The organism is Pseudoalteromonas pernae, assembly GCF_039831865.1.
Lineage (GTDB): Bacteria > Pseudomonadota > Gammaproteobacteria > Enterobacterales > Alteromonadaceae > Pseudoalteromonas > Pseudoalteromonas pernae.
Genome location: NZ_JBDODM010000003.1, coordinates 148689 through 175254, shown reverse-complemented (window position 1 = coordinate 175254; position 26566 = coordinate 148689). Strand labels below are relative to the sequence as shown.

16 protein-coding genes are annotated in these 26566 nt (G+C 44.6%); 6 read left to right on the top strand and 10 right to left on the bottom strand.

Annotated features, from left to right (window positions below; all coding sequences use genetic code 11):
- Nucleotides 1-17 precede the first annotated feature (17 nt).
- Nucleotides 18-2540 (bottom strand): NERD domain-containing protein, encoded by a 2523-nt coding sequence (locus V1358_RS08840; protein WP_347393275.1) that lies wholly within the window; start codon nt 2538-2540, stop codon nt 18-20.
- Nucleotides 2541-2674: 134 nt separating this feature from the next.
- Nucleotides 2675-3067: a hypothetical protein gene (locus V1358_RS08835; protein ID WP_347393274.1), complete on the bottom strand. Its 393-nt coding sequence runs from the start codon at nt 3065-3067 to the stop codon at nt 2675-2677.
- Nucleotides 3068-3232: 165 nt separating this feature from the next.
- On the opposite strand from V1358_RS08835, the gene V1358_RS08830 reads away from it, so the two are divergent.
- The 4 genes from V1358_RS08830 to V1358_RS08815 all read left to right on the top strand — a co-directional run bounded on the left by V1358_RS08830 (nt 3233) and on the right by V1358_RS08815 (nt 10419).
- A complete protein-coding gene (locus V1358_RS08830; RefSeq protein WP_347393273.1) occupies nt 3233-4792 on the top strand; it encodes a sensor domain-containing diguanylate cyclase in 1560 nt (519 codons plus the stop codon).
- Nucleotides 4793-5172: 380 nt separating this feature from the next.
- Complete coding sequence (locus tag V1358_RS08825; protein ID WP_347393272.1) at nt 5173-7329, top strand: putative bifunctional diguanylate cyclase/phosphodiesterase; 2157 nt, start codon at nt 5173-5175, stop codon at nt 7327-7329.
- Between the two features lie 97 nt (nt 7330-7426).
- Nucleotides 7427-9361, top strand: coding sequence for a methyl-accepting chemotaxis protein (locus tag V1358_RS08820; protein WP_347393271.1), 1935 nt, complete (start codon nt 7427-7429; stop codon nt 9359-9361).
- A gap of 86 nt (nt 9362-9447) precedes the next feature.
- Nucleotides 9448-10419 (top strand): ATP-grasp domain-containing protein, encoded by a 972-nt coding sequence (locus V1358_RS08815; protein ID WP_347393270.1) that lies wholly within the window; start codon nt 9448-9450, stop codon nt 10417-10419.
- Here V1358_RS08815 and glsB read toward each other — a convergent pair.
- Entirely contained in the window at nt 10402-11322 is a 921-nt protein-coding gene (gene glsB, locus V1358_RS08810) for a glutaminase B (RefSeq protein WP_347393269.1), read from the bottom strand. The genes V1358_RS08815 and glsB overlap by 18 nt on opposite strands.
- A 144-nt stretch (nt 11323-11466) precedes the next feature.
- Between glsB and V1358_RS08805 the strand changes: the two genes are divergently transcribed.
- A complete protein-coding gene (locus V1358_RS08805; protein WP_347393268.1) occupies nt 11467-12291 on the top strand; it encodes an endo alpha-1,4 polygalactosaminidase in 825 nt (274 codons plus the stop codon).
- Here the strand turns inward: V1358_RS08805 and pelG are convergent.
- The 7 genes from pelG to V1358_RS08770 are packed head-to-tail and all read right to left on the bottom strand — an operon-like array spanning nt 12288 to nt 24228.
- The gene (pelG, locus tag V1358_RS08800) at nt 12288-13655 is read right to left on the bottom strand and encodes an exopolysaccharide Pel transporter PelG (RefSeq protein WP_347389611.1); all 1368 of its coding nucleotides are present in this window, start codon (nt 13653-13655) and stop codon (nt 12288-12290) included. The genes V1358_RS08805 and pelG overlap by 4 nt on opposite strands.
- Nucleotides 13643-15148 carry a GT4 family glycosyltransferase PelF gene (pelF, locus tag V1358_RS08795; protein ID WP_347389610.1) on the bottom strand — a complete coding sequence of 502 codons (1506 nt, stop codon included), beginning with the start codon at nt 15146-15148 and terminating at the stop codon, nt 13643-13645. The genes pelG and pelF overlap by 13 nt, the downstream gene beginning before the upstream one ends.
- Complete coding sequence (locus V1358_RS08790; protein WP_347393267.1) at nt 15135-16112, bottom strand: tetratricopeptide repeat protein; 978 nt, start codon at nt 16110-16112, stop codon at nt 15135-15137. Before V1358_RS08790 ends, pelF begins: the two co-directional genes overlap by 14 nt.
- Nucleotides 16075-17442: a PelD GGDEF domain-containing protein gene (locus V1358_RS08785; protein WP_347393266.1), complete on the bottom strand. Its 1368-nt coding sequence runs from the start codon at nt 17440-17442 to the stop codon at nt 16075-16077. Before V1358_RS08785 ends, V1358_RS08790 begins: the two co-directional genes overlap by 38 nt.
- Nucleotides 17443-17449: 7 nt before the next feature.
- Nucleotides 17450-17959 carry a hypothetical protein gene (locus tag V1358_RS08780; protein ID WP_347393265.1) on the bottom strand — a complete coding sequence of 170 codons (510 nt, stop codon included), beginning with the start codon at nt 17957-17959 and terminating at the stop codon, nt 17450-17452.
- Nucleotides 17960-17974: 15 nt separating this feature from the next.
- On the bottom strand, nt 17975-21472 hold the full coding sequence (locus tag V1358_RS08775) for a tetratricopeptide repeat protein (RefSeq protein WP_347393264.1): 3498 nt from the start codon (nt 21470-21472) through the stop codon (nt 17975-17977).
- Nucleotides 21469-24228 carry an endo alpha-1,4 polygalactosaminidase gene (locus V1358_RS08770; RefSeq protein ID WP_347393263.1) on the bottom strand — a complete coding sequence of 920 codons (2760 nt, stop codon included), beginning with the start codon at nt 24226-24228 and terminating at the stop codon, nt 21469-21471. Before V1358_RS08770 ends, V1358_RS08775 begins: the two co-directional genes overlap by 4 nt.
- 695 nt (nt 24229-24923) lie before the next feature.
- On the opposite strand from V1358_RS08770, the gene V1358_RS08765 reads away from it, so the two are divergent.
- Nucleotides 24924-26477, top strand: coding sequence for a methyl-accepting chemotaxis protein (locus V1358_RS08765; RefSeq protein ID WP_347393262.1), 1554 nt, complete (start codon nt 24924-24926; stop codon nt 26475-26477).
- Nucleotides 26478-26566: the final 89 nt, after the last annotated feature.

Here is a 26566-nt window from a genome sequence, read left to right as displayed (position 1 = left end):
AGATGCACAGTAACATATTAACGCTTTGGTTTTTGATCGTCTAACGGACCCGCACCGATATCTATGCGCTCTTCTTGAGGTTTGAAGCTTGGATCCAGTGATAGGTTGGCAAATGGGTTGGGTTTGTCCTTTTTATCTTGGTCATCTTCATCACTTTCAGGATTATCCGCTTTGCTATCGGTTTCGTTCACTTTTTCGCGCTGTTCTTGCTGTATTGCTGATTCTAGTTCGGCAAGCGCCTCATCTAATGATTGGTCGCCCGTAGTTTGTAGCTGCAACGACTCTAATTCAGGCTCCCCAGATGATGTTGGCACTGGAGATGATTGCTCATCGATAGTATCTTCATCAGTGATGATGCTTGTATCCGCAGTGGGCTTGGCTAAATCATCCACTTCTAGATCATCTTTGAGCAAGTCATCATCGAATTGGTCGTCAGTGATCAGTGGTTTGCTTGGGTCAAAGTCATCAAGCTCTTCTTCTTTTAGCGTATCTTGAGATGTGCTTGTGGCTAGAAAATCAGGCTCTTCAGAAGTGAGCTCGTCAATATCCCTTGCCTTGCTCAAATTGGTTTGAGGAAGCGTTGGCGAGTCTTGAGCCATCGTATGTTCATCAGTGAATTGCGCACTTTCTTGTTGCTGTTCACTAACAGGTGGCTGAAAATCATCGACAGAATCGAACTCGTGATCGATCAGCGGTTTGCTTGGGTCAAAGTCATCGAGTGGATCGCTCGACTTTAATTCAGCTTCAGGCTCTTGTGCTTTATACGAAGCTGGTGACTCAATATGACTTTGATCGTCTTCAACCGGTTGCGTCAAGTTAGTGTCAGAAATGGACTTGTTATTTTCCGTATCAGTAGGGACTTCGCTGTTGGCACTGTCGCTCGCCGGGGCTGTATCATCATTGTTGGTAGGCGCTTTACTGCCGTTAGCTTGGTCTAAATACGCTAAGAATTCTTCATCAGACATGCTCGACCAATCCTGAGCATTATCAGTAAAACTCGGTGTAGCATCAGGCTCAGGGGTAGAAGGTGATTCTTGTTTGTGTTCAACGACACTGGGCTCATTTTCTTTTTTCACAAACGGATGAATTTGCGCCGTCTGTTGTACAGGGTCGTTGCTCTCTGTCACTTCAGTGGGAGTTTTCACAGGTCGCATAAAGGGCGAAACATTCTGTGATTGGGGATGTGAATCATCCTCATCATTAACAGATTCTGTAGGTGATGTTGATTGCACCTGTTCGTTCAATTCGTTAGCTTGCGGTTGCTCAGCTTGTTGCTCAGCTTGTTGCTCAGCTTGTTGCTCAGCTTGTTGCTCAGCTTGTTGCTCAGCTTGTTGCTTTGCTTCTTCAATAAGCCCTTTAGTTGTTGTAGGTCCAAGAGCCGCATTATTGCCCATAGACAGCATTTGCTTAACTTTATCTTTGAATTCAGAGAGTTGATCTTCGGTGTAGATTGGCTCACTAATGCTTGATACATAATCTATGAAGTCTTCTTTATGCATCACATATGCTGGCATGTCAGACTTAAATTTTGCTTCGTTATCGAAGATTACTATTGGGTGGATATCTGAAGACGAAATTTCGAACGACTGCGCAATCGCTTGCGCTTGCGCTTCTAACTCGGAGATAGGGTTAGAGAATTTTTCCTCATCGTCGATGCTTTTTGCTGTCCATTGTTGGGCCTTGGCACTGCCGTATATATCTCCTTGGGCTTTTGGCTGCGAGACCAAGAAAACCCCGAATTGACTGATGAGTAACTGTTCGATGGCCACCGCTTTTGAGGTGTTAGCAAGGGGCACTGGAATTGCGCAAAATTTACTGTAAAGCAGGGGATCGAGTGTAGCTGGTCCTTTCTTCGCCATTCTGGTCCATGCTTTTTTCAAACCTTGTGGTTTTTGCACCGGGATTGGTTTGGCATTACCAGAGCCTTTTGGTTTAACTACGCGAGGTTGATCTTCATTATTCCCTCGTACAGCGAGTAACAAGGCGATACCCACACCCAATACCACTAGACAAACCAAAGCAGGGAAGGCCAGAGCAATAAGTGGATTGTCGCTATATTGCATCGTGTCGCTTGCATTACTTTGAGTGACAGGTGCGGGTGTACGCGGTTGAATTGTTGGCTGCGTTTGGGGCTCGACTGGCGTTGTCTGTATTTCAGTTTCCGCGATTTTAGCTGGCTGTTGTTCTGGCTGTGCTGAAAGCTGCGCATTTTCAGCGGTATCTTGTGGCTCAGCACTTTTTTCCGATGGTGCTTCGGTCGACGTTAGGGGCTCATCGACGGTATTCTTTGCTGTGCTGGTGTCAATTTGCGTTGTTGGTTTTGGCTGTGCGCTTTGTTGAGGTTGCTTTTGGTCCAAGTTTAAACAGTTATTGTTATATTCACGACTCGCGTTGCGATAGCTTGGGTGATTGCGAGCGTGGTCAAACTGTGACATTTGTTGTTTTAATAAAATGCACATGGCCCGATTATATTCTCGGGCTTCTGAATCATGACCTACCAAAACAAGTAGCAAAGCGAAGATTAGAAAAGCTGGTTTCATTTCCTGAACATACGTAAACAATCTGTTATCTATGCTTAGTCTAACAGTTATTCAACAATTTAGGCTACATTCAGGTAGAGTCTTTTTAATTCAATAGCCTATGATGTCACAAACGGGGTGAAAATCGACGGATTTTAGTGCAAAACGTCTGAAAACCACGATGAAAGTGTATTTTCTGACTGGTAATTTATTTCAGGATTTTGCTCTAAGTGATGGACTAGCATAATTTCTTGGGCGAATTTTTGCTCAATCTGCGGCACTTTGCTGAGCAAGCAAAAGAGGAAATCCGCGAATTCACCAGAGTGTTTCACACCGGAATCGGGCATGCCTTTATTTTGCAACTGACGTAATATATCTTCACGCCAGCCATCGAATATCTTCTGTGCCTTATCTTCGCTGGACAGCACGTCTTGGAGTTGGCTTTGTACTGCCCTTTGGTCAGCGTTGGTGTGAAGGCACAACCACAGGGTAAAAATCTCTGTTTTAGATAAGGATGATAGATCGATACATTGATGAATGCTACTCATGTACTTTCCAACTAATCAATGGCCATTGGTAAGGCGAATAAGGTTTCTGGTGACTACTTGATACGCATGTTAAAAAATGATTGATCATTTTGACTAATAACAAATTATGGCTTTTCTATTCATGGTATCTTGGTATACGAAGTAGACGTACCTAGTGGATCATGAATGCAAATCGCGAAATTATTCCCCTGTAACCTTAGGCAGGTAATTCTGGCTTTTGGTCTATTAAGCGTTGTCGTTACGCTGGCAAATCAGTTTGTCATTAACTATCACGTTCAGTCCAAACGAGAAGTGGCACAGACGCTGAGCAATAATGAAGCGTATGCGCGTAAAATTGCTGATATTAGTAGCATGGCGATGAACACCTTACGCGCACAATTGGCATTCAGCGCCAAGGAACTGAGTACCAACTTCGATGACCCAAAGCTAAGGAATGCTGAAGCTACGCGGTTGTTACAACAAAATGACTTTTTCAATTCGGTTGTGATAGTTAATAAAGACGCACTCATTTTAGATGCGTTACCGAAAGCACTGGGCGTTGCCGGGATTTCTTTGCGCTCAGAAGCGGCAAAACAGTCCCTCAATGCAAAAATGCCGATCGTACCTCAGCCTTTTATCTCTCCTTCTGGCAATCTGATCCTTAGCCCGTCTCACCCTATTGTTGACGCGCATGACGGGCTTTATCTTGGTTATGTAGCCGGCACTATTTACCTCCACGGAGACAACGTTCTCGCTCGCGTGCTTGGAACGCATTTTCATGGTGAAAAAGTAAGTATTAGCGTTGTCAGTGCCAATGGTGTTGTGATTTTTGATACGGATGAGAGAGATGTTGGCAGCCAACTAGACAACACAAATGCCTTGTGGCCGGCGTTCACACGCTCGCAATTACACAGCAGTGGCGCACTCACGCCGCATAAATCGCATGAGCAACTAATGGCTTTTGCAACTGTGCCTGAGCTTGGTTGGGTTGTAATTGTCAGCAGTGATTCACAAAAGGTTGTTAGTACGGTCGGGGAAACTATTTACGAGTTAATTTATCATGCGCTGCCTGTCACTGTATTGACCCTACTTGGCATTTGGTTCTTGGCATCTAAAATCAGTGCACCGTTGCAGCTATTGGCAAGTCGAGTCAGTAACAACGATAATGAATTTAGGGATATTCCGCTGTGGTATCACGAAATCAGAACGTTGAAACGTGCTTTTGAAGGGTACCGTAACGAGCAGGTCAAACGCATTGATGCGCTAAGCTTGGCAACACACACAGATCCGCTCACTGGGATTGGTAATCGTCGTTATATGCAAACCTACCTCGAGAAAATGTGTACTCAAGCACAGCCTTTTGCGGTGATCACCTTAGACATAGACTTCTTTAAGCGCATCAACGATACCTATGGGCATGATGTCGGCGACAAAGTAATCAAGTCCCTTGCTGCACTGCTTAAAAAAGGATGCCGAGAATACGATGGTGTGTTTCGAAGCGGAGGGGAGGAGTTTATGCTGTTGTTGCCTGGAATAGGGCTTCATCGCGCGTTTGATTTAGCGGAGCGCCTGCGTGAGCAAATCGCCGAGCATCAATTCTTGCCTGTGCCAAGGGTAACTGTGTCGATAGGAGTGAGTGTCTGGCAAGAGCACAAGGATGTAAATGAAGTACTTAAAGAGGCTGACAACGCGCTTTATAGGGCCAAGGAGCAAGGGCGTAATCAAACACAGATGGTAGTTAGTTAACGGCGCTTTTGAACATCCAGTATAAGCATCAGGCGCTGGGCTATGCCCCATACTAAAATAAGGATAACAAGCAGTGTAATGACCAAAAGCACAGCGCCATCAGAAATAAATAGCCAACTTAAGCTCAGTACAAAGCAGCAAAACAAACAAACACGAAGTAACGTATTACGACTTTTTTTAACCTGTTTTTGCATACATTAACAAATGACATAACCATGCAATAAGTGTATCAAATTACTGCATCTTTGACAGTGTTGCTATGTTTCTCCGATTTACTAAACATTGATATGCATCATATTGATGTCAAAGAATATATCCATATACATGATGAAGTTTGTGCTAAGCTACTAAGCATGTGTGTCCTAATAAAACCTTAACCCATGCCACAGTCTTTTAACGCGCTTTACCAAACGACTTGCTCCGCGCAAGCCTATGAGTTGGCGTTAACTATGATTGATGAAGTGTTTGCGGCGAAATACTGTTTTGTTGGTCGCCTCAATAGTCACGGCACACACATTGATACCAAAGCCTTCCACATTGATGGCACTACACAGCCCAACATCCAATATGCTCTGGACTGTACTCCCTGCGCTGACGCCATTGAAAGCAAGGACGTTTGTTTTTACGAAGATAACGTCGCGGCCCTGTTCCCAGATGATTTGATGTTGACTGAGCTTGGCGTAAACGCATACATAGGTGTCACTTTACGTGACGTAAAAAGAGAGCCTATCGGCATTTTGGTTGCGTTATTCCAAGAGTCTCAACAGTTCACCGAAGTAAAGCAACAGTGGTTTCAAGATCTTGCCTTCATCGTTGCTGCACAAACTCGATACGATATTGATATAGACAAGAAAAACAGACTGGTTGCTGAGCTTTCTTTACGCAATATTGTTTTTGAACAAAGCAAAGAAGCCATCATGATCACGGATAGTGAAAACAACATTCTGCGTGTTAATCCTGCGTTTGAGTTATATACCGGCTATCGTGAGAGTGAGTTAGTGGGACGTCCGCCAGGGATTCTATCCTCGGGCCGTCATGACGCTAAATTTTATGAACGCATGTGGCAGCAACTAAAACAACAAGGCCATTGGCGTGGTGAAATTTATAACCGCAGAAAAAACGGTGAAGTTTACCCAGAAGAGCTCTCTATTACGGTAAACAGGGACGAGGATGGCAGCATCAGTCATTATATCGGCCTCTTTAGAGACATCAGTGATTGGAAAGAAAGTGAGCGTCAACTGCGATTTTACGCCAGCCAAGAGCCTTTGACTGGGTTGCACAATCGCCGCAGCTTCTTGGAGCGAGTAGAGCAACATATTTCTTTGTATCGCACTACGAAGTCACCTAGTTCACTGTTGTTTTTGAATCTTGATAGATTTAAAGATATCAATGATTTATACGGGCCCGAAGTGGGCGATAAGGTACTTGTTGCTGTTGCTCTGCGATTGCAAAATAGTGTTTTGAGCTCTGATGTGCTCAGTCGCTATGGCGGTGATGAATTTACGATACTCATTGTTGACTCCACACCAGAGCAAGTGCTTTTTTGTGCCGATAACATCCTGTCTCGGGTGTGTCAGCCAATTCGCCTTGGCGAATTAAACATTGAATTGAGCTGCAGTATTGGCATAAATCATATTGATGAAGACGTTGATAGCGCAACGGTATTTGTGCGTAACGCAAACCACGCGATGCTCAGTGCTAAGCGTGCGGCGACTGAAAACATTGTGGTTTTCAGTGATAAAGTGGAAGGAGTGTACCTGCGCAAGATTCAGCTTAGAGACAAGCTCCATAAAGCGCTGCGCGCTGACGAACTCGATGTTGCTTATCAACCAATCATAAACAACAGTACCGGCCGAATCACCAAATTCGAAGCGCTAGCGCGTTGGCACGACGCAGAGCTTGGTACCATCTACCCTGATGAATTCATCGCTATAGCTGAAGAGTTCGGTCTTATTTCTTTGCTAGGACAATTTGTACTAAATCGCGCGTTGGCAGATTTGGCGGCAATTCATGGCCACGGTTATAAAAGCATTGCGATGACTGTGAATCGCTCTGCTACTGAGTTCAATCATTTACTGCACCCTGTAGAGCACATTTTATCAGCCCTAGAAACACATGATATTCCTGCGCCCCAGTTGACCATTGAAGTCACGGAGTCGGTGTCCATAAATGCTCAAAATCAGGTGGAAAATCAACTAAATAAATTACGTGCGCATGGTGTCAAAGTCGCCCTTGATGATTTTTGCACCGGCTATTCGTCGCTTAGCCATTTGATAGATGTAAGAGCGGACTACATTAAAATTGATAAATCTTTTACCCAACAAATTTTGTTTGAGCATAAACATCAAGTTGTCATCGCAAGCTTAATTAAAATTGCTTCTGAATTAGAGATGGAAGTGATTGCTGAGGGAGTTGAAACACAAGAGGAGCAGGCTAAATTACAGGAGTATGGTTGTCACTTTAGCCAAGGCTATTATTACTCTCAGCCCGTGCCGTTAGACAAGGCAATCGACTTGTTAAATAGGTACAACAATTGAATTACTTTGCTAACCAACCTACTGTTGTCTAAAGTAAAAAGTCAAAGCGCATGGAAGGGCTTAGTGTTAATTAAGGCAAAATAATGAGGTCCATTTAATGCGCAATTTAACCCTTCGAACCATTTTCATTGGTTTTGTGTTCGTTGCTCTATTTGTTGTTACCGTTGTCAGTGCACTGATCAACACCACGCAATTTTCCAAACTTTACTATCAACAAACAGAACAGCAACTGCTACCTGACGCGGTAGGGCGTGTTGCGGCAGAAATTGACGCGCAGATGAAATACCCGATTTCGGTGTCGCAATCATTGGCTGACAATCTTATGTTGCATCAATGGATGAAAGAAGGGGAGCAAAGTTCAGAAATTCATCAACGGGTTATGGATTATTTTGCTGATTTGCAAAAGAAAAGTGGAGCCGCCGCAGTATTTTGGGTGAGTAGGAATTCACTCAATTACTACACCGAAACAGGTTTATTCAAACAAGTTGCACAAACAGAACCCAGAGACAGCTGGTTTTTTGATTTTTTAAGTAAGAATCAGCGTCAAGCTTTAGCACTTGATGCGAGCGAAAAAGGCGGGCAGTTGACTCTGTTCGTAAATACTATGGTCAATATTGATGGACGTCCTGTTGGTGTGGCGGGTCTAGGATACGATATTTCAGATGTGGCCAAGACTGTGACTTCAAGGAAAATAGGTGACCGAGGTTACTTATTTTTAGTGGATGATAGTGGTCGCATCATCGCTCATGAGAATAGCAGTTATATCGGCAAGAACTTATCTCAGGTAAGCGCGTTAAGCGCACTACAAACCATTACTGAAAACAGTGCCAGCGGTTTTTCACTTGCTCAAGTGGAGCTTCAAGACGAACTTATGTATGCGGGGGTAATGCCGATTTCAGGCATGGGGCTTACATTGGTAGCGTTACAGCCTGAAGAAGAAATTTCCGGTGCTATTAATGCCGTAGTATGGATGTCGATTATAGTGAGCGTTGTACTTGCAGGTATTTTCTTGGTATTGACCCTCTACTTTGCCAATTGGTTGAGCACGCGCATCCGTCGAGTCGGTGATGATTTACTCGACATGTCTGGACAAGGTGGTGACCTACGCAAACGCCTTGACGACAGCGTTGATAACGAATTAGGGCATCTTGCGAAAGGCTTTAACGCGATTATCGGTAAAGTGTCAGAGTTGGTGGATGAAATTAGCGTCACTGAGCAAGCTATGCGCGAAGGTATAGGTGAACTCGCTGCGTTTTCAGATAGCACTTTTGTTGCGACCCAAAATCAGCGTGCGCAAACTGACCAAGTGGCCACAGCTATCACCGAGATGGGCCAGACCATCACGGAAGTATCGGACATTGCACACAGAACTGCGAGTGATACCGAAGAGGCGGTGCGTGAAACCGTTGCCACCAATGAAAGTATGGCTGTGACGGCGAAAACGATGACAGAGCTCAACGATATCCTGATTGATGTGGACAGAAGTATTGGTGAGTTTGCAAATCAGGCTGCTGAAATTAACTCTGTGGTTGAAGTGATTAACGCGATATCGGAACAAACTAATTTACTGGCACTCAACGCTGCGATTGAAGCGGCGCGCGCCGGTGAGCAAGGGCGTGGATTTGCCGTGGTTGCAGATGAAGTTCGTTCGTTAGCGCAACGCACACAAAAGTCGACGTCAGAAATTCGAGAGCAAATTACCCGTTTACAGAACTCTTCTTTACAGTCACAAGAGGCCATTGCCCAAGGCACTCAGAGCAGTCAAAAAGTGACCGACTTGACGCACGTTGCAGTGTCTTCTTTGCAGGCAATTCAGCAAAAGTTTGAGTTAATCAGCCAAGGAAACCATCAAGTAGCTGCAGCTACAGAAGAACAAGGTACGGTTGTTGAACATATCAATCAATCTGCTCATGACATCTCAAACAGTGCCACTGAAATTCATGACAATGCTGAGCATCAGCAACGAAGCACGCAAAGTTTGTTGTCTCGAGCGCAACATTTGCAGGACTTAGTGAGTCAGTTCAAGGTATAAAATTTATCGCGACGATAAAATATTCTTGTTTTACCGGGTTCGGCCAAAAAAGCATAATGCCGCCTTTTGCTTAGCGAGAGGGAATTATGCGCGGCTGGATTATCTACACTGATGGCGCCAATTTACTCAAACCAGAACGATATGAAATCGATCGTCTCGTGGCTGTCGCCAAAGAGGAGAACATCGAGCTAGAGGTGTTTGCCCCAGACCAATTCGATCTGCTTGTAACTCGAGAGGATGACAAAAGCATTCTTATCAATGGTAAATCTGTGCCACTTCCTGATTTCGTAATGCCACGTATGGGTGCAGGCACTACCTACTTTGCTTTAGCTATTATCCGCCACCTTGAACGATTGGGTGTGTATTGTGTCAATGGCGCACATGCGATTGAAACGGTAAAAGATAAGCTTTACGCTCAGCAAATCCTCGCCAAGCAAAACTTACCAACCCCCACAACTATGTTGGTTAAATTTCCGGTAAACATTGAGTTAGTCGAGCGCCAAATTGGCTTCCCAGCTGTGGTTAAAACCCTATCTGGGTCGCAGGGCAGCGGGGTGTTTTTAAGCAAGACGCGCAATGAGTTTGATGATTTAATGCAGCTTATTGAAGCGACTAGCCCGCAAGCAAATATCATTTTGCAGCAGTTTGTTAAGAGCAGTCATGGCCGTGACTTGCGCGTTCTTACCATTGGTGGGCGCGCGGTTGCCTGTATGCAGAGAAACAGTGGTGGTGACAACTTTAAAGCCAATGTCAGTATTGGCGGCAAAGGTACTCTTTTCGAGATCACACCAGAAATTGAATGGTTGGCAACTCAAACGGCCAATGCCTTGGATTTGGATGTAGCGGGTATCGACTTACTTTTTGACGAGCAGCACTTTAAAATTTGTGAAGCGAACTCCAGTCCAGGTTTTGAAGGCCTTGAGCAAGCGACCTCTATCGACGTTGCTCGTGAAATCTTCCACTTTATCCGTATTCGTTTAGGTATTTTTGACAAACCAACAACTGCGCAACAAAAGAAAGCTAAGCAGCCGAAGCTAGAGCTAGAACAAGTGCAGTGATAGCTTATTAGCGAATTGCTCCAGTGCATACAAGCCTGCACTGGAGTTGCCGTAACTATTGAGTTTCGGCGACCACACCGCCACGGTAAACTGACCTGGCACAATGGCGACAATGGCGCCGCCAACCCCCGATTTTCCAGGCATGCCAACGCGATAAGCAAAATCGCCTGCGGCATCGTAAAGCCCACTAGTAAATAGCAAAGAGTTTAATTGCGAATTTTGTTTGGTGCTGAGAATCCGCTGTTGTGATGCGACATCCACGCCTTTATTAGCTAAGTAACTGAAAGTCTTTGCTAATTCGACACAGTTCATTTCAATCGCGCAGAAACCAAAATACACCTTCAGCACTTCATCCACTTCATTTTCGAAATTATTAAATGAGGCCATTAGGTGTGCCATTGCTGCATTGCGATGACGGTGTTGATATTCGGACCGCGAGACTAACTGATTGATATTTATACGCTGATTGCCACTGAGCCAGCGAACAGTTTCCAGCATGTGGTGAGTTGGCGCGCTCAGGCGAGAGTAGAGTGCATCACAGGTTACAATGGCTCCGGCATTGATAAAGGGGTTGCGAGGTTTCCCTTGTTCGAATTCTAACTGGGTTAAGGAGTTGAATGCTGTGCCTGAAGGTTCCTTTCCAACTCTTTGCCACAATTCATTGCCGTAACGTTGCAATGCCAGCGTTAACGTGAGTACTTTAGAAACTGACTGAATGGTAAACAACTTCTCACAGTCGCCACCATAAAAGGTCTCGCCCTCAACAGTGTGTACAGCCATTGCGAATTGATCTGGCCGCACGCTGGCCAAAGCAGGGATATAGCTTGCAACCTCGCCATCGAAGTTTGCTAGCTTTGATTGGACGTCGTGGGTGATTTCATCAATAACTTTCTGGATTTGCATGTGCTGTACTCTGGAACTGCTTTACGCGACGTCAATCATACGTAATATGATAACGATAAAAAAGGTATCAATGTTCACAGATAATTTTATAATGGGTACAAAGCTCAAAATGAGTCTTTACTTGTTAGCTGTTGAGATAGATACATGAAAGATATTCGGTTTTTTCTTCTTTTTGTAATGGTGATTGTTGCCTTAATTGGCTGTGGTGGCAGTGATGAACAAACACAAACTGACGCGAGCGGCCCTCCACCTTTTCCACCTCAGGGCAGTTCATGGCAGTGGCAGCTAATTGGTGATATAAATGATGAATATGAAACCTTTGCTTACGACATCGATTTATCTACTAACAGTGCAGAGCAAATAGCCGATCTGAAACAACAAGGACGCTTTGTTATTTGCTACTTTTCGGCAGGGAGCTTTGAGTCGTATCGTGATGATGCCGGAGCTTTTTTTGAGACGGATTTAGGTAATGTTTTGACGAATTATGACCAGGAGCGTTGGCTAGATACACGTAGCAAAAATGTCCGAGAAATCATGAAGTCCCGCATGGAATCGGCAGTGAGTAAGGGCTGCGATGCCGTTGAGCCGGATAACATGGACGGCCACATAAACGACTCTGGCTTTGAGTTAACTGCCGAGGACACTGTGGATTACAGTATTTTCATTGCCGAGTATGCGCGTAGTTTGGGCTTATATGTTGGGATGAAAAATAACGTTGGTCTCGCTGGACAGTTACAGCCCTATTTTGATTTCGCTATCAATGAATCTTGTTACCGCTTTTCAGAGTGCGCCAAATTATCGCCCTTTTATAATGCCAAAAAAGCGATTTTCCACGTCGAATACTTGAGTGTTGCCGATGTAGGTGATGGCAAGCTAGATACAGTTTGTGCACAAACCAAGCCGCTAGGAATTTCGACGATTGTATTGCCGGTAGCTTTGAATGATGCTTATCGCTTTAGCTGCAACTAACGTTGCAGCATAAAGGTTTCATACTCAAGACGAGCGAATTGGCGATTCAACCAAATTAAGCCAGCAAGGGTGGTGATAAGCATTGAAAGCGCAAAACCATAGCCATACATTTGTGGGCCTAAGGCAATCGACAGCTCCGTCAATGTGAAGTTGGCAACCGTCATAATGGTTACTAAGGCTAATGCTTCGTAACGACGGTCAAGATAGAACATAACGTTCAAAATCGCCATCACAATCACCTGCAAAGAGACCCCAACCAAGTCAACATACAGCAAGTGCAGATATGCGATGTCTATTTTCAGCAAGATCAAGATTTCCTTGCTCCAAAGTAGGAGTAGGGCGAGTGTTAAACCCTGAACTTTAAAGATTTGATACAGACTATTTTTGCAATCTAGTACCATCTGATCTTTGAGCAAATACACCGACTCAAGGGTCCCGCCTTCTCGCACGGTTTTATAAAACTTTTCGTTTGATGCGGCAAAGTCAGTTTCCATGTGCAACATAAATACCGCCATACCAGGAATGATCGCGAGATACGCAATAAATATTGGCAAATCATAAATATAAGATGCACGGAACACATCAATGACAGCAAATGACACATCAGGATGTGACCAAAATACGAATTTATCTATCCACACACCCACGTTGTATAAAAAGCCACACCACGCGAGTGAATAAAACGCTTTCTTACGGTTTAAGAACTCAAAAGAAATCAGGTCGTTGGCGCTATAATTGCGAAGAACGAAGAATAACAATACAAAGGTGATCAGACCTTGGCAGGCGGCAAAGGTGATCAGTAGTCCCAGTAGACCAAAAGGGGGTAACAACCATGAGCCTAACACCATCGCGGTGTAACCACCGCAAAGAGTCAATACGATACGATAGTATTGTTTCATGCCGCTGAGGAAGACAATGATCAACCACAAATTGCACAACACCACGAAACCACATAATAGCGACATTTTAATAGCCGCATTGAGATTGGTTTGACTTAGAACAGCAACACCCAACGCAGTTCCAAGCACTGACACTACAAGCATACAGCCGAGCAAATTTGGCGTTACTTTGTGGTCTTTGTTCTCAAATAATCTGTCTGATATATAGCGAGTGAGTAACAATTGAAAGAGGCCACTGAGGATCAGTGACGCCGCCATCATGTAAGTTACCAAAACCAGAAATTGGATGATCAGCGCGCTTGGGAAAATGCGGCCGATACTGAGCATGCCTATCACCATGAGTGCGATGATAGACAGTACCCATGGCCCAGAGCCTACAACCGCGGCAAGGCCATAAGCTTCTAAGTAGGACAGTAGCGTATTCTTTTGCAGAATTCGGCGTAGTTCAAATCCTATTCCTGCCATGCTAATAAGTCCTCATACAAGCTTTGGTAATTGTTATACATAGTTTGTTCTTGATAAAAGTGTTTTACACGCTCGAAGCCGTTGTCACCCATTTGCTTCCACTTGTCATCGTCGCTGAGCAGTTTCAGCAAAGCTGCGCTGGTTTGGTTAGGATCGGCAATGTTAGTCACGTAGCCACAAGGGCCTAACTCTTTGTCTTGATCATTCATACCCTCGAGAATTTCGCGACATGAACCAACCTCTGAGGCAATACACGGAATGCCGGCAGCCATTGCTTCAAGTAAGACCAGAGGTTGAGCTTCACTGATGGACGTCAAAACACAGGCGCCCAGTTTAGGAAGAATTTCAGCCACATTTTGCATACCCAAGAAGAGTACGTTCTCTTCTAGCCCCAAACTACTCACGAGCAACTGACATTCTTGATAGTAAGTAGGATCTTCTTCTGTTGGTCCAATGATCCACCCTTGTAACTCAGGCTCTGAATTAACGGCCACACGAATAGAACGAATGAAAGTTTTAATGTCTTTGATCGGCACAACACGGCCAACAAGGCCAGCGACTTTGGGGGCTTTTTCTGGTCGCGCCTGATAGGCTTGTGCAAAACGTGCCATGTTAATGCCATTTACGATTACACCTGTTTTGTCTGCAGGTGCGCCATCGCTAATTTGTCGCTGGCGGTTGCCTTCGTAAAGCGCAATGATGTTATCGGCTTGATCGTATGCGGTACGCCCAAGTTGTTCAAAGAAATCAATCCAGGTTTGGCGGGTTTGTTCCATTTTCTTATGAATACTGGTATCAAGCGCACTATGCCTATCTTTAATCCAACTGGCTTGGGTTAAATCAATTTTACGTTCTTTGGTGTAAATGCCGTGCTCAGTCAGTAAATACGGTACTTTTTGTCGTTGTTTCGCCAACGCCCCTAGGAATCCCGCATAGCCTGTAGAAATACTGTGATACATGCGCGCAGGTGGCAGCTTTTCGGCGATTTTAACCAGTGTGAACAAGGGACTATAAATATGCCTAAAGGTCCAAAAGTAATCGACAAATGATTGATACTGAGCGTGTTTGAAATACAAATCGACAATTACTTCCCACGAGCGTTCACTATAAAGAAAATCGTCGTATGAAAGACTTTTGTTCTTACCTAAATTGTCTAGTAAGCCCTGCAAATGCTCTGCAGACAATGATTCTTGCGGGCGTTTGAAACGCTCTAATACGGACTGCCACATATCGAAGGCCGCGCGCTTACCACGACGCGGACGCGGTGAAAACAAGCCATCGTTATCCATGAGGTAGTGCTTCTCGATGCCCACAACATTATCGGGAAAGGTGTAGTACTGTTCGCCATAAGTCTCTTTGCTGCCGCCAATAAACACCAAGTAAAAATTAAATTGCGGTAACCCGCTGATTAGTTGGTGCACCCAGCTTGATACGCCACCGCGCACGTAGGGGTAAGTGCCTTCGAGTAACAAGCAAATATCAATGGGTTTCACGACGCCAAAACTCCCTTAGTTCATTTAATGCTTCACCTTTTTCTGTTGGAAGGTGGCTAACGAGTAGTGCGGCGTGGTCATAATCACCTTGCGCGAATGCCGCCTCGGCAAGATAAGGTGCGACTTGTTTCATCAATAGGCCGCTGTGTAGCGCCTGTTCAAGGTACTGCGTCGCGCCATCATAATCTTGTAATTCCAACAGTACTTTACCCAGCTGTAGTTCTGAACGCGGTGAGGGCTTGAGTTCCTGTGCTTTTAACAAGTAGGACTTGGCTTGCTCCAAGTAATGTAAGCGCAGCGGGCCATCGGCAATCCCGAGGTAACATAACTCCCAGTACAATTCGGCAATTTGAAAGTGCAAAGAGGCGCGTTCGGGAGACTTTTCTTTTTTAAGCACCTCAATTTGACGGTTGATTGAAAATTCAATTTTCTCAATTGCCGCATACGCCAATAAACGCACATCATCGACTTTGTCGGTCAAGGCTAGTTTAAGTAAGGGGATTGCGACCTTTTCCGGCAAAAAGCGACAGGCATTAACGGCAATTTGTCGGCGTTCGTTTGATGGATTGAATAACAAAATATCCTTAAGCGCTGCCGCTCCGTAATGGGCGTGTTCCATTTGATCTGGATGTAATGGCAGCTCCAACACATCAGAGCGTTTCCAAAGAGCTACCACCTTGTCTTTAGGGAAATACAATGCAGTAATGAAAATAGTTGCCAGACCTAACATACCCACAATAGGCATACTAAAGGCGATAACAAAGATAAAGGCCATCGAAGCAATAACGGGTTGCTTATATTTTCTAGGTAAGACTAACCAGCACAAAAAGGTGAAGGTGCCCGCAGCCGCGCCATGGCTACCTGCATAGCTCAGCCACCCGAGTAGGCTGAGGTCTTGAGCACCAAGTAAATACAGACTTGCCGACTCAAAGAGGATTGTTTGAAGAATCAACCAAATCTTCATCAAATGCTCCTAAGTCGTCCAGAATTTGGTTTACCTGACTGTGCTGATCAAATACCAGCAATGGTCCAACGATATCCAAGTCGCCTTCTTGAACTTTTCCTTTGCTGGCCAGAATCGATTCGATTCGCTCAATAAACTGTTTTGCTTCCAATATCGTGGTCATGGGCAACAGCACACACAAGGCTTGGTGACCATTTCTGTGCTCGCACGCCCAGTAAATATCAGCACCTCGGCGGTAATCTGTAACATGGTCGAGGTCTAAATACTGGCTTTCGCTGAGGTCATAAAACACCACAATCGCACTATCTACACCATAGTGGCGTTTGTACCAGAGTTGGTTGTCGATGTACTGACTAAATAACTGTCTTTGCTCAGGTTTAAGGATAGGCGCAAAGAGTTGATGCGACATAAAGTTAGCAATATAGCTGGCGAGTAAAGCCATGAGGGCAATATTGCTGTCGGTGAGAGAGACAAATTTAACCTTTTCGGCAACCAGCAAGCCTTGAATTTCACCACTCACATCGACGAGTGGTACAACTAGCTGGTAGTGCAAATCGAATTCATCTTTTTCGATGAAATCCGCTGGTGACAACACGGCTTTGGAAAAGAAGACGTCGTTGAGCATAGGGTCATCTAGGTGTAACTCGTGTTCGCTACCAACAGTTGCTAATGCCCCCGGCACCAATTTACCATCCCTAACCTCATACAGCCCCGCTTGATATAAAGTGATAACGTCGGCAAAAACCTGCAAACTTTTTTGTGCCAAATTGGCAATGCGATTCTCTGCATGTTCCGAGGCTGCTTGTTGCAGTAGCTGAATACCAGTACGTAAGCTCATTTGCTTACCTGCGGCGCGTTGCTCTAACTGATCATGAGAGATTTTCAGTAGGTGGTAGTTTTGGGTAAAGCTTTTAAGCTTTTGTTCCATGTAGCGGTGGTTCAAGTCGAAACGTTGGTTGATTTCGTGCCAATGGTCACGAAATTCACCCACAAGCATAGTGACAACGGCTGTTCCCACTGAAACGGAAAAGCTTACGTCGATGCTAATAGCAAAAATTCGCTCGCACACGCTGGCGCCGAATAGCAGCAATACAAAGCTTATCATGCCGCGGCCAAACCCGTATCGCAAAGCAATGAGCAATGGACCAAACATAGGCCAATAGAAATAATCTGTTGCGTCTTCGTGCGGTAAAGAAGATTGGTATACCCAAATCACAAGTGCAATGAAGGTAATAAGTCCAAGCTCAAACCACATGATCGGCTGATTATCGCTTCCAAGCAATAACCTGTTGATTAATTTGTTTATTCCACGGCGTTTGCTACTCGACATAGCGATATTATTCCCAATCTAATTGGTCAATTAAGTCTTCAATAGCATCAAGTGCAACGTGCGACAACGACTCTCGGCCCCAGCCACTTTTAGACGCAGAACCACGCCACAGCTCTTCACCTGAGTTGGTGGCTAAGGTTAATGTTAGGCCAATCGCAGGCTCACCATCTAGGCCATACTTATATTGCCATTCTTGCACAGAACCACTTAACACGTAGCCTGCGGGTTGTTGAACTAACCAAGCTTGTGCTTCTTTCAAACGTTGCTTAGGTTCTAAACTCGCCTGCAAGTCACCAATTTGTGCTTTTGGATAAACTCGCACCTCGATGCCTTGCTCTGCAAACGCAGATGCAACCAGTTGCTCAGCTTGAGCTTGCGCCATTGGCATATTTGATTGATTAGCAAAGGGCATAATATACAAGGTATTAGCCTTGCTCAGTTGCGGGCTTTGAGCGCTATATTGCGAAGCACAGCCCGCTAAAACAAATAGCAATGCGGTAGTTAGTAAGGTTCTCATGTTGCATTCCTCGGGTTAAAAATCATAGAAATAGCCAATGTTTAAAGTGAGACTTTCGCGACCATTTTGGTCGGCGCTTTGCCACACACCTTTGACAAATAACTCGTCACTTCCAAATATGCGAACGCCTAAGCCTGCGTTCGCTGAAAAATCGCTTTCGTCACTGATAAAGTTGTAGCCGATTGCCGTGTCTAGCCAATAGCGAATACCAGACACGTCTCTTCCTGGCTCGCCGACGTTGCCGTGCATCAATTGTTGTCCTATGGCCAGTCGGCGATATTTCGGTGTAATAAAGTCTTCAGCTATCACAGGCTCTGGTCTGTTGAGATACATAGAAACAGATTCTAAAGGCCCACGTTCCAAGCTATTTTGCTGATGGTCATATTGGATGTAGGTTTGCCACATTGGAGTAAAACTAAATTGTTCGCTTAGGCGCAATGACCCCTGCCATTGTGTCGCGATGTCATCACCAAAATCGGTTGTAAATAATGAATGCGACAGATTAAAGCTTAATTGTTCGTAGCGCGTAGGTTGCCAGTTCATTTGCCATTGAGCCTTATCTTCGAGGGCGAGCATATATAAGTTTTCACTTTGCTCCGTTGGCATATTGTGCTGGATATCGAAGCTGTGGCTGATGCGACCGGTAGTGGCTAGGTTTATTTTCGCGAACTGGCCGACGTTTTGTTGGCCATGACGTGAACCAACAAATACGCCTAATTCGCCACTTGAAATGTAGTTTTGTGGTCTAAAACGCCAGCTAACTTGCGCTGATTTATGGTTGTAGTTATCAAGTAGGTTACTCACAGGCTTACCGTGATCATAGTTCGACGCTAACAACCACTGACCATCGCCAACGGGGCGATAGTAGCGCAAGTTTTCAGATTCAAGATTCCATGAATCTTTGATTTCATGCTCATAGCGAAGACCGTGGCTGCGCAGCGGGTGCAACTGAGTCAGAAATCGCTGCAGGGGAGCCAAATCCCTTTTCGCGGTATGCTCACCCAAAGAATCTTCACCCCAATGCCAGCCAGTTGCATTGTCACCCACCAAAGCCACTGCTGATGCGCGCTCAAACTGGCTTAGAGTTATTGAGTTGAGCGCGAGATTGTATATTGCGTCTTTGTTATTATTCGCAATGGCGATAGCAAGCTGCACGCTGTCATTTAAATCCACATTTTGTAATTGAGTGTGAGCTTGCAATATAGCGAGCTTCTGTAAAGCACCGTGATGTGGATCAGCCAATAGCGAGCCAGCATCGAGCGCTTTAGGTGCGGACATAAGTTGATAGATGAGTGTTGTATTAGCTAATGCAGGTGACACAAACAAACTTACCAGTGAGCGGTAACTCACTTCACCTTCAGCGCTTTGTTTTAACTCTTTACTTAGTTTTGAAAACACTTGCCAGCGCAATGTTTGAGCAAGCGCTTCATTACCTTGTTGTTCACTAAGCGAAGCCCAGCTAAGTTTATCCGCAGCGCTCATGAATTCAGTGTTGTTCAGGCGTTGGAACCAAAACTGTGCTTGTTGGAACAAGCCAAGTTGTTGAGCTGCAATAGCAAATGCTTGGTATAGATGTGGTGAATTGGTATTTTCCTGAGTAACCTGCCAATAAAGTTGAGATAGCCACATTCTATCTTGACTGCCGATTGCTAACCACAGCGCATTTTGTTGGACATCGTCATTTTCTGGGTACAGCGCGAGAAGTTCTTGGAGGAGCGTTTTTGCATAGAAGAGGTCTTGCTCAAACATAGCTAAACGAATGCGCAACAATTGCATAGCTAAGCTATTGTCCTGCTCGTGGTTTTGGGCAAGCGCTTCTTTGGCCTTTTTAATCTGCTGATTGTTATTTGCATCGAGCGCGCGATTAAGCAGCTGTGTCAAAATAACTGGTGATTGAGATTGTTCATAGTACTGCCAAAGCACTGTAATATCATCGTTATCCCAGTTGCTGTATGTTGCTAGCATCAAATAAGGGTCAAGTGAGTCATCGTTTTTGTCTAAGCGCAATTTTTGATATGACCTTTGAAGGTCGCGTGAAGCGGTATAGGTAGCCAGCTCTTGTATAATGATTAATTGCTCTAAGTTCAGCGCTGCTTGATCAGTGTAACCATGTAAAATATTTAAGGCTTGTTGTTGTAATCCAATGGCAACGAAGCTCTGAGCAAAGAAATTCAAATCAGAGTAATTGCTTGGTTTTGGTACGTTTATTTTCTGCCACAAAGCGACGGATTTGTTTGGTTCACCTACAAAATTGTAAAACCGCGCTAGCTGGAACCAATAGAGTTCATTGTCTGGGAATTCACTATGTAGCTTCTCTAATCTCGCGACAGTTTGTTTTGCACCATAAGCTTTGTCGTTGTAGTTGATCCACTCTAGTGTGGTGGGAGTATCTAGCTCTTGCTCTAGTGCCAATTGATAATAAAAGTCGCTTAACGCCAACAAATCGCTCTGTGCCAGTGCTTCTTTCACACCTTGTTCTAATTGCTTAACAGTGTGCTTAAGGCTGATGAGTTTTTTGCTCATGGCGAGGGCATTTGCTGTGTCTGATTGCCATAAATAGTATTCATGTAGCTGTTGAATGTGTTCAACCGCAGGCGTTTGCTCATTCGCTTTGCTAAGCCAATAAATAGCTTTATCGATTTCACCCGCACTGGCGAGTAAACGACTAGCCTGTAACCAATCTTGTGGTTCTTCACTACGGCTTGCTTTTATTTGTGCCAATGCCATTGCGTAGGCTGCGCTGTCAGCACTAAGCGCAAATTCAATGCCCTGTTGAAGGCACTTAAGGCCACACATAGTTGTTTTCGCGTGGTCCATTAATAACTCTAGGCCACCTTGAAACAAGCCTTGCTCACGATAAATGCGCAGCGCTTGTGCAAAATTGCTTTTTGACGGTGATTGGCGATACAAATTAAGAGCGTGCTCTGCAGCTTGAGGGCCTAATCCAGCTTGTCGCGCTAAGGTCAATAACTGCTGTTCATCGGCATCCGGTTGGCGGCTTAATAAAGTATAGGCAATATTGGGTTCGCCCACTTGCAGCGCAAAATCGATAAACTCTTTTGCTTGTTCTGTACTTAACTCTGGCGGCAGACTTTCAAGATAATCCACAAGTTGAGCCCGCGCCTGGGCACGTTGCTGTGGATCATTACTCATTCGTAACAGGCTCACAGCATAGAGATTATGCGCTCTATCTGTATACTCAGTGTTGTCAAACTGCGATAAGGGCGCAAGGTGCTCTAGCACCTTTGCGTAGTCATCCAAACGCGCATATTGTTTGGCAAAAGCCATTTGTACTTCTGGCGAGTCATCTTTTAGTACGCGTAAAAAAGCCAAAGCCACGGTTGGATCTTGGGCGTCATCGAGTACATCGATTAACAACGCTCGGTTGGGCTGTAAAATCCACAGTAATGCCAAGGTAGCAAGCGTCAGCGTAAACAACGTCCTGCGATTGGCAAGAACGATGCGTTTATCTTTGTCGTTACGACTACCTAAAACGAACTGTGGCGGATTCATCCGTTAAGCTCCACATTCTTTTCACAAACAAGGGTAAGTGAAAAACGGCCTTTGGCCTTCGTCATTAGGTAAAGCGAGTCGCCTTGCTTTCGCGTTGATACTTGTGATTGGTCACTATCTTTAAGGTTGCAACTGTCGGCATGAGCAAAGGTTGCTTGCAGAGGTTGATGGCTAAGTAACGTCATCTCAATGATATTCGCTCGTGCAGACCAATGCTCGACGACTGCATTAGCTTGTTGCAAATAAGGTTTGCCAGAAAACGGCTGTGTTTCTTTTGCGACCACGAGCTTAGTGCGTGGCGCTGAGAGGATCAGGTAATTACCATCTGGCCCACTATTAACACCTGCAATCCCTTTGCTTTGCTCAGCAGGTACAAGATTAGGGAGCAACCTTGCAGAGCGAACTCCTGTGCTGGTGATGTACCAGGCGTCATCAAAAATTGATTTACCAAGGCCTGTTTCGTAAAGACTATGTGCCCGCTGAGCAAACTCACCTAAGTAAAGCGCAGTGAGTTCGTGATTTTCAACCCAATCATAAACTTCATTTAAGGCGTTTAATGACGCGGGATAAACGCCAGAATACATATGATAATAGATACTTGCTGGCTTAAGACGATGCGGCGCCCCCAATAACTCAAAGGTTTCGATAACACGAGAGAAGCCATTGAAGTTTTCAGTCCACAGTTCGGTGTAGAGGTTTTCATTCATCACCGGTGCATACACCTGAACGGCGTCTTCATACCAGTTTACATGCGGGTAAACTTGGGCTACCGAATAGTTGTCATTAAGCACATAGGTATTACCACCGTTGACATTGTAAATGCCCAGTTGATTCGTTTTGCTAATAACTTCTTCTGTTGGATTAGCCATGCCTGACCACAAAAACACGCTCACTTTTTTGTCTTTCGGAGCAAGACGTTCATTGATGTAACGTACGCTGCCAAAGACTTCAGTGTCGTAATCAAGCTCATAATTAGGCACAGGAAGTGAATCACCGTAGAGTTTCTCTTTAGCACTGACACGCGGATCCCAGAAAAATGGGTGGCTAAATGTATGTGAGGCAACTTCTACGTTGTCTAACGCGAAAATTTTTCTAGCAATCGCTTCCAATTGCGGCGCGATTTCAGGGTAAAGGCCTTTATCCCCGACTTCCGCTTCAATTACAGAAACTGTGTGAGGAAGAGTGGACTTTCTCAAAATAGAGTCAAGGATTGACTCACCCGCATAGGGCCGACTTGGCAGCCAAGCAACTGAAGGAAAACCATCGCCATCAATATGCGCTGTCAGGATACGTAGCCCTGACTCTGTGGTCACATCTGGGGCTGGAATGGTTGGCAGTCCGAGCAATGGCAACAGGTGCGTGAACGGATCAACTGGCCAACGATTACGATCGCCGATGAGTTCTTGAACTATAAGCGGTTCTAACCATAGCGAACCCCAAGGCATTTTGGCAGCGCCAAGACCTTTATTACCCATTTCATCCACTAAGGTAATGACTTCTTCAGCGGCTTGAGTGTCCAGTAGATATTGAACATATTGCGATGGTGCAGCGTCAGGCAAGGGGTAAAGCGTGTCAGCACCATCAACTTTCATCTTACCGATATACGAGCCGTCGGCTGTAACACCCAGCTTTTGCAATAAGCTAGCTTGTTCGGGCAATTCACCCATCACAGTGGTTGGCAAAGTATCTAAGCTGCGACTAAGGATATCTTGCGTGTAGGAGTATTGATAACTTGCCTGCGACAGCCAAAATACAGCACCTGCGTATCGCGATAAATCGAGCTCGGCTAATTGCGGATCATGAATATCGATGCATTGCGGAACATATCCAACATATTCAATCAGCGTGGCTAAAAACTTGTGACACTCAGAGTTCTTTTTAAGATTTACCTTTGAGTTATAAAAAGCCAGCACGCGACGTGGAAAAGGGTAGTGTGTTGACACACCGAATTGACTGAGCATTGCATCACTAACATACGGGGTGAATCCTAGTGCAGTAATTTCCTGTGCAGCTTTGATGCGTTGTTGTGTGTCTGCTCCTAGGTAATCGATAACAATCGCTTCGATACCTGCAGTTTTAATCTCGTTTAATCTTGCTTGCAGCCATTGCGTGTCTTGTGCACTTTGCTGTTTATACATGCGGGCATTGTAATCGTAAGAGTACAGCAAAGACTCCGCAGCAATTGCCACAGGTTGCTGCGGCAGTTTTTTATAAATATCAAACCCGCGGTTAAGAATTACAGGCAGCTGGTTTTGGATTTGCGCCACTAAGCTTATTAGCGCTTTTTGTTGGTCTTGAAGTTTTGCGCTGTCTGTAACGCTGAGATGACTATCAAGGGTATCTAAAAAGACCCCCTCATAACCCTGTGATTTCAATTTTTGAGCTTGGCTGACAAGATAGTCTCGCCATTGCATATTCGCACTGTCCATGATGTGTGCTTGCCACACATCATTATAGCCAATTTTTGCGTCATTAAATTCTTGTGCTAGTTGGGCGGGAGCTTCACCTACACTTAGATACGCATACACCTTGGTTTGTGCTTGTTTTAACTGCGCCAATTGAATATCGGATAGATGTTGCGGGTCAACCACAACACGCTCATAGCTTACGAGCTCTCTAATTGAGTCAATATCTGCATAATAAAAAGCGATTGAATGTGCTTTATCTTGCGTGCGCACACCTTGCGCTTGCACTGATGAAAAAGACACTAAATACAAAATAGCGATGCAGTAGAGAGTACGTCCAAATTTAACCAAGAATTGATAGCCTTATTAATTGTTATATTTCAGTGTCTTAGCTTTTATTCTAATACTTTAAGTTTATTTTTATGTGATTTTGTCACATTGACGAACAAAATGTCTACTAAACAATGGCTTTTATACCATTGCGAATTAAAAATAAGCTATTACAGCACATTACAATTTGCTTTTGTGTGAGTCCATTACAATGCGTTCTTTTTGATAAGACTTTGAGTCAAATCAAGCATAAGAATGAGACCCTGATGAGCCACTCCTGTCGGCTCTACTTTTTACCTAAAGTACATTATGTCACTTACCTATTATATGTACAGGTGTAGAGTTTTGAGAAGTTTTAGGGCAACCCAAATTTGCTGCAGGTATAACATTCTCGTGATTGACCGAAATTTAATAGCATAGTTGAATATTTAACTTTGCTATTTTAACCACACGTTCATTTAGGGTTAATGAAAATCCGGCGGCAATTTATAATAACTTTTACCTATTTGCAACGACAAAATGATCGTTTTTGACAGCGGTGTCAGCTTTGCTAGTTGGGTAATTATGGCTTTAACTACACATCTATCCCCTTGGCGGATTGGCGCATCTTTTTATGACCTTGTTATTGCTTATAAATCCGCATGTTCGTGATTTATTTGCTATTATCGAGCGAGAGCTTTTTAAATCTTGCGTTGTGTTATAAAGAGGGACAGTGAATGCGAACTAATTTACCGGTGACTACAAAAGAGGTTCATTTCGATAAAAACCAAAAGTTGATCTCGGTTACCGATTTACGCGGTGTTATCACCGATTGTAATCAAGCATTTGAAAATATTAGCGGCTATACCCGCGATGAATTGATTGGACAACCTCACAACCTTATTCGTCACCCAGACATGCCCGCAGCAGCATTTGCAACAATGTGGCGCTATCTCAAAAGTGGTCAACCTTGGATGGGACTAGTGAAAAATCGGTGTAAAAACGGCGATTTTTATTGGGTTGATGCCTACGTTACGCCAATATCTGAACATGGTCAGATAGTCGGATATGAGTCGGTGCGCAGCTGTCCATCTCGTGAAGATGTGAATCGCGCCAGTAAATTGTACGCCAGTGTAAACGCGAACAAGCAGCCTTTCTCAATGCCAGCAAACGCTGAATTCTCTGCTTTGGCAATTGCGCTGGTGATAGCATTCATTTTGTGGTTGTCTGGCAGTGCTGTTTTAGCTGAGTTGGTCTTGATAGTAAGCGTTATTGTCTTTGCGGTGTTTAATGCATTTTCACGCGTGCGCTTAAAAACGCGTTTAGATAAGTTGATACAAGGGAGTTTCAATGACCCGCTGGCAGTCAAAAGTTACACCGATAACAACGGTGCATTGGGTAGACTGCATGTGGCAGTCAAAGCAGAACGCGCCCATTTAAATACCATACTCACACGAATTGATGATGCCGCAAGTCGAGTAGCAAAAGATGCTCAGCAAAGCTTTATGTTATCCAAAAATGCCGGTCAACAGATTGATGCTCAACATCAGCAAACTGAGCAAGTGGCAACTGCGATGAACGAGATGACAGCTACCATTGCGGAAGTATCGCAAAACGTAAATGTCACTTCTGAACAAGCGAGAGCCGCTAATGAGTTGGCAATGGAAGGGGCCGAAGTAGCACACAAAACACGGGCTACGATTGAAACCTTGGGTAACACTGTTGAGCAAATTAGCAATTCAGTGCGCGGTGTTTCTGAACAATCGGGCTACATTGCAGCAGCCGCACAAATGATTGAGCAAATTGCAGAACAAACCAACTTACTTGCTCTGAATGCTGCGATTGAAGCTGCTCGCGCTGGAGAGCAAGGTAGGGGCTTTGCCGTGGTCGCCGACGAAGTGCGTCAACTTGCACAGCGCACACAAACTTCAACTGGTGAAATTCAAGGCATTATCAATGAATTGAACTCGCGCAGTGAACAGGCTGTAGCGATTGCAGCGCAAGGCCAACAAGAGTCGCAAATTGGTTTACAAGAAGTTGAGCGTAGCACGCAAATGTTGTCAGGCATTGCACAAGCAGTGGCTAACATCAACGACATGGCAAACCAGATGGCTGCTGCGGTAGAAGAACAAGCACATGTTTCAGAGGACATTAACCAGCAAGTCGTGGGGATCTCTGAATTGGCGAACGATAGCCAACAAAGTTCAGAGCAAGCTCAGGAAGCAATTATTCGTCTCACTAAGATCTCTGATGATTTGTGTGAACTTGTAGAGCGATTCGCGCGTAAGTAACTAAACCTTCGGCCTTTGTAGTTCTATCAAAGGCCTTTTTTCATTCCACTCTAGTCATCACTCAGCCATCACTGATTTAGCACTCATTT

What these genes read in the sequence shown, in the direction of transcription:
- V1358_RS08840 (WP_347393275.1), bottom strand. Translation starts at nt 2,540, where the DNA reads ATGAAACCAGCTTTTCTAATCTTCGCTTTGCTACTTGTTTTGGTAGGT.
- V1358_RS08835 (WP_347393274.1), bottom strand. Translation starts at nt 3,067, where the DNA reads ATGAGTAGCATTCATCAATGTATCGATCTATCATCCTTATCTAAAACA.
- V1358_RS08830 (WP_347393273.1), top strand. Translation starts at nt 3,233, where the DNA reads ATGCAAATCGCGAAATTATTCCCCTGTAACCTTAGGCAGGTAATTCTG.
- V1358_RS08825 (WP_347393272.1), top strand. Translation starts at nt 5,173, where the DNA reads ATGCCACAGTCTTTTAACGCGCTTTACCAAACGACTTGCTCCGCGCAA.
- V1358_RS08820 (WP_347393271.1), top strand. Translation starts at nt 7,427, where the DNA reads ATGCGCAATTTAACCCTTCGAACCATTTTCATTGGTTTTGTGTTCGTT.
- V1358_RS08815 (WP_347393270.1), top strand. Translation starts at nt 9,448, where the DNA reads ATGCGCGGCTGGATTATCTACACTGATGGCGCCAATTTACTCAAACCA.
- glsB (WP_347393269.1), bottom strand. Translation starts at nt 11,322, where the DNA reads ATGCAAATCCAGAAAGTTATTGATGAAATCACCCACGACGTCCAATCA.
- V1358_RS08805 (WP_347393268.1), top strand. Translation starts at nt 11,467, where the DNA reads ATGAAAGATATTCGGTTTTTTCTTCTTTTTGTAATGGTGATTGTTGCC.
- pelG (WP_347389611.1), bottom strand. Translation starts at nt 13,655, where the DNA reads ATGGCAGGAATAGGATTTGAACTACGCCGAATTCTGCAAAAGAATACG.
- V1358_RS08790 (WP_347393267.1), bottom strand. Translation starts at nt 16,112, where the DNA reads ATGAAGATTTGGTTGATTCTTCAAACAATCCTCTTTGAGTCGGCAAGT.
- V1358_RS08785 (WP_347393266.1), bottom strand. Translation starts at nt 17,442, where the DNA reads ATGTCGAGTAGCAAACGCCGTGGAATAAACAAATTAATCAACAGGTTA.
- V1358_RS08780 (WP_347393265.1), bottom strand. Translation starts at nt 17,959, where the DNA reads ATGAGAACCTTACTAACTACCGCATTGCTATTTGTTTTAGCGGGCTGT.
- V1358_RS08775 (WP_347393264.1), bottom strand. Translation starts at nt 21,472, where the DNA reads ATGAATCCGCCACAGTTCGTTTTAGGTAGTCGTAACGACAAAGATAAA.
- V1358_RS08765 (WP_347393262.1), top strand. Translation starts at nt 24,924, where the DNA reads ATGCGAACTAATTTACCGGTGACTACAAAAGAGGTTCATTTCGATAAA.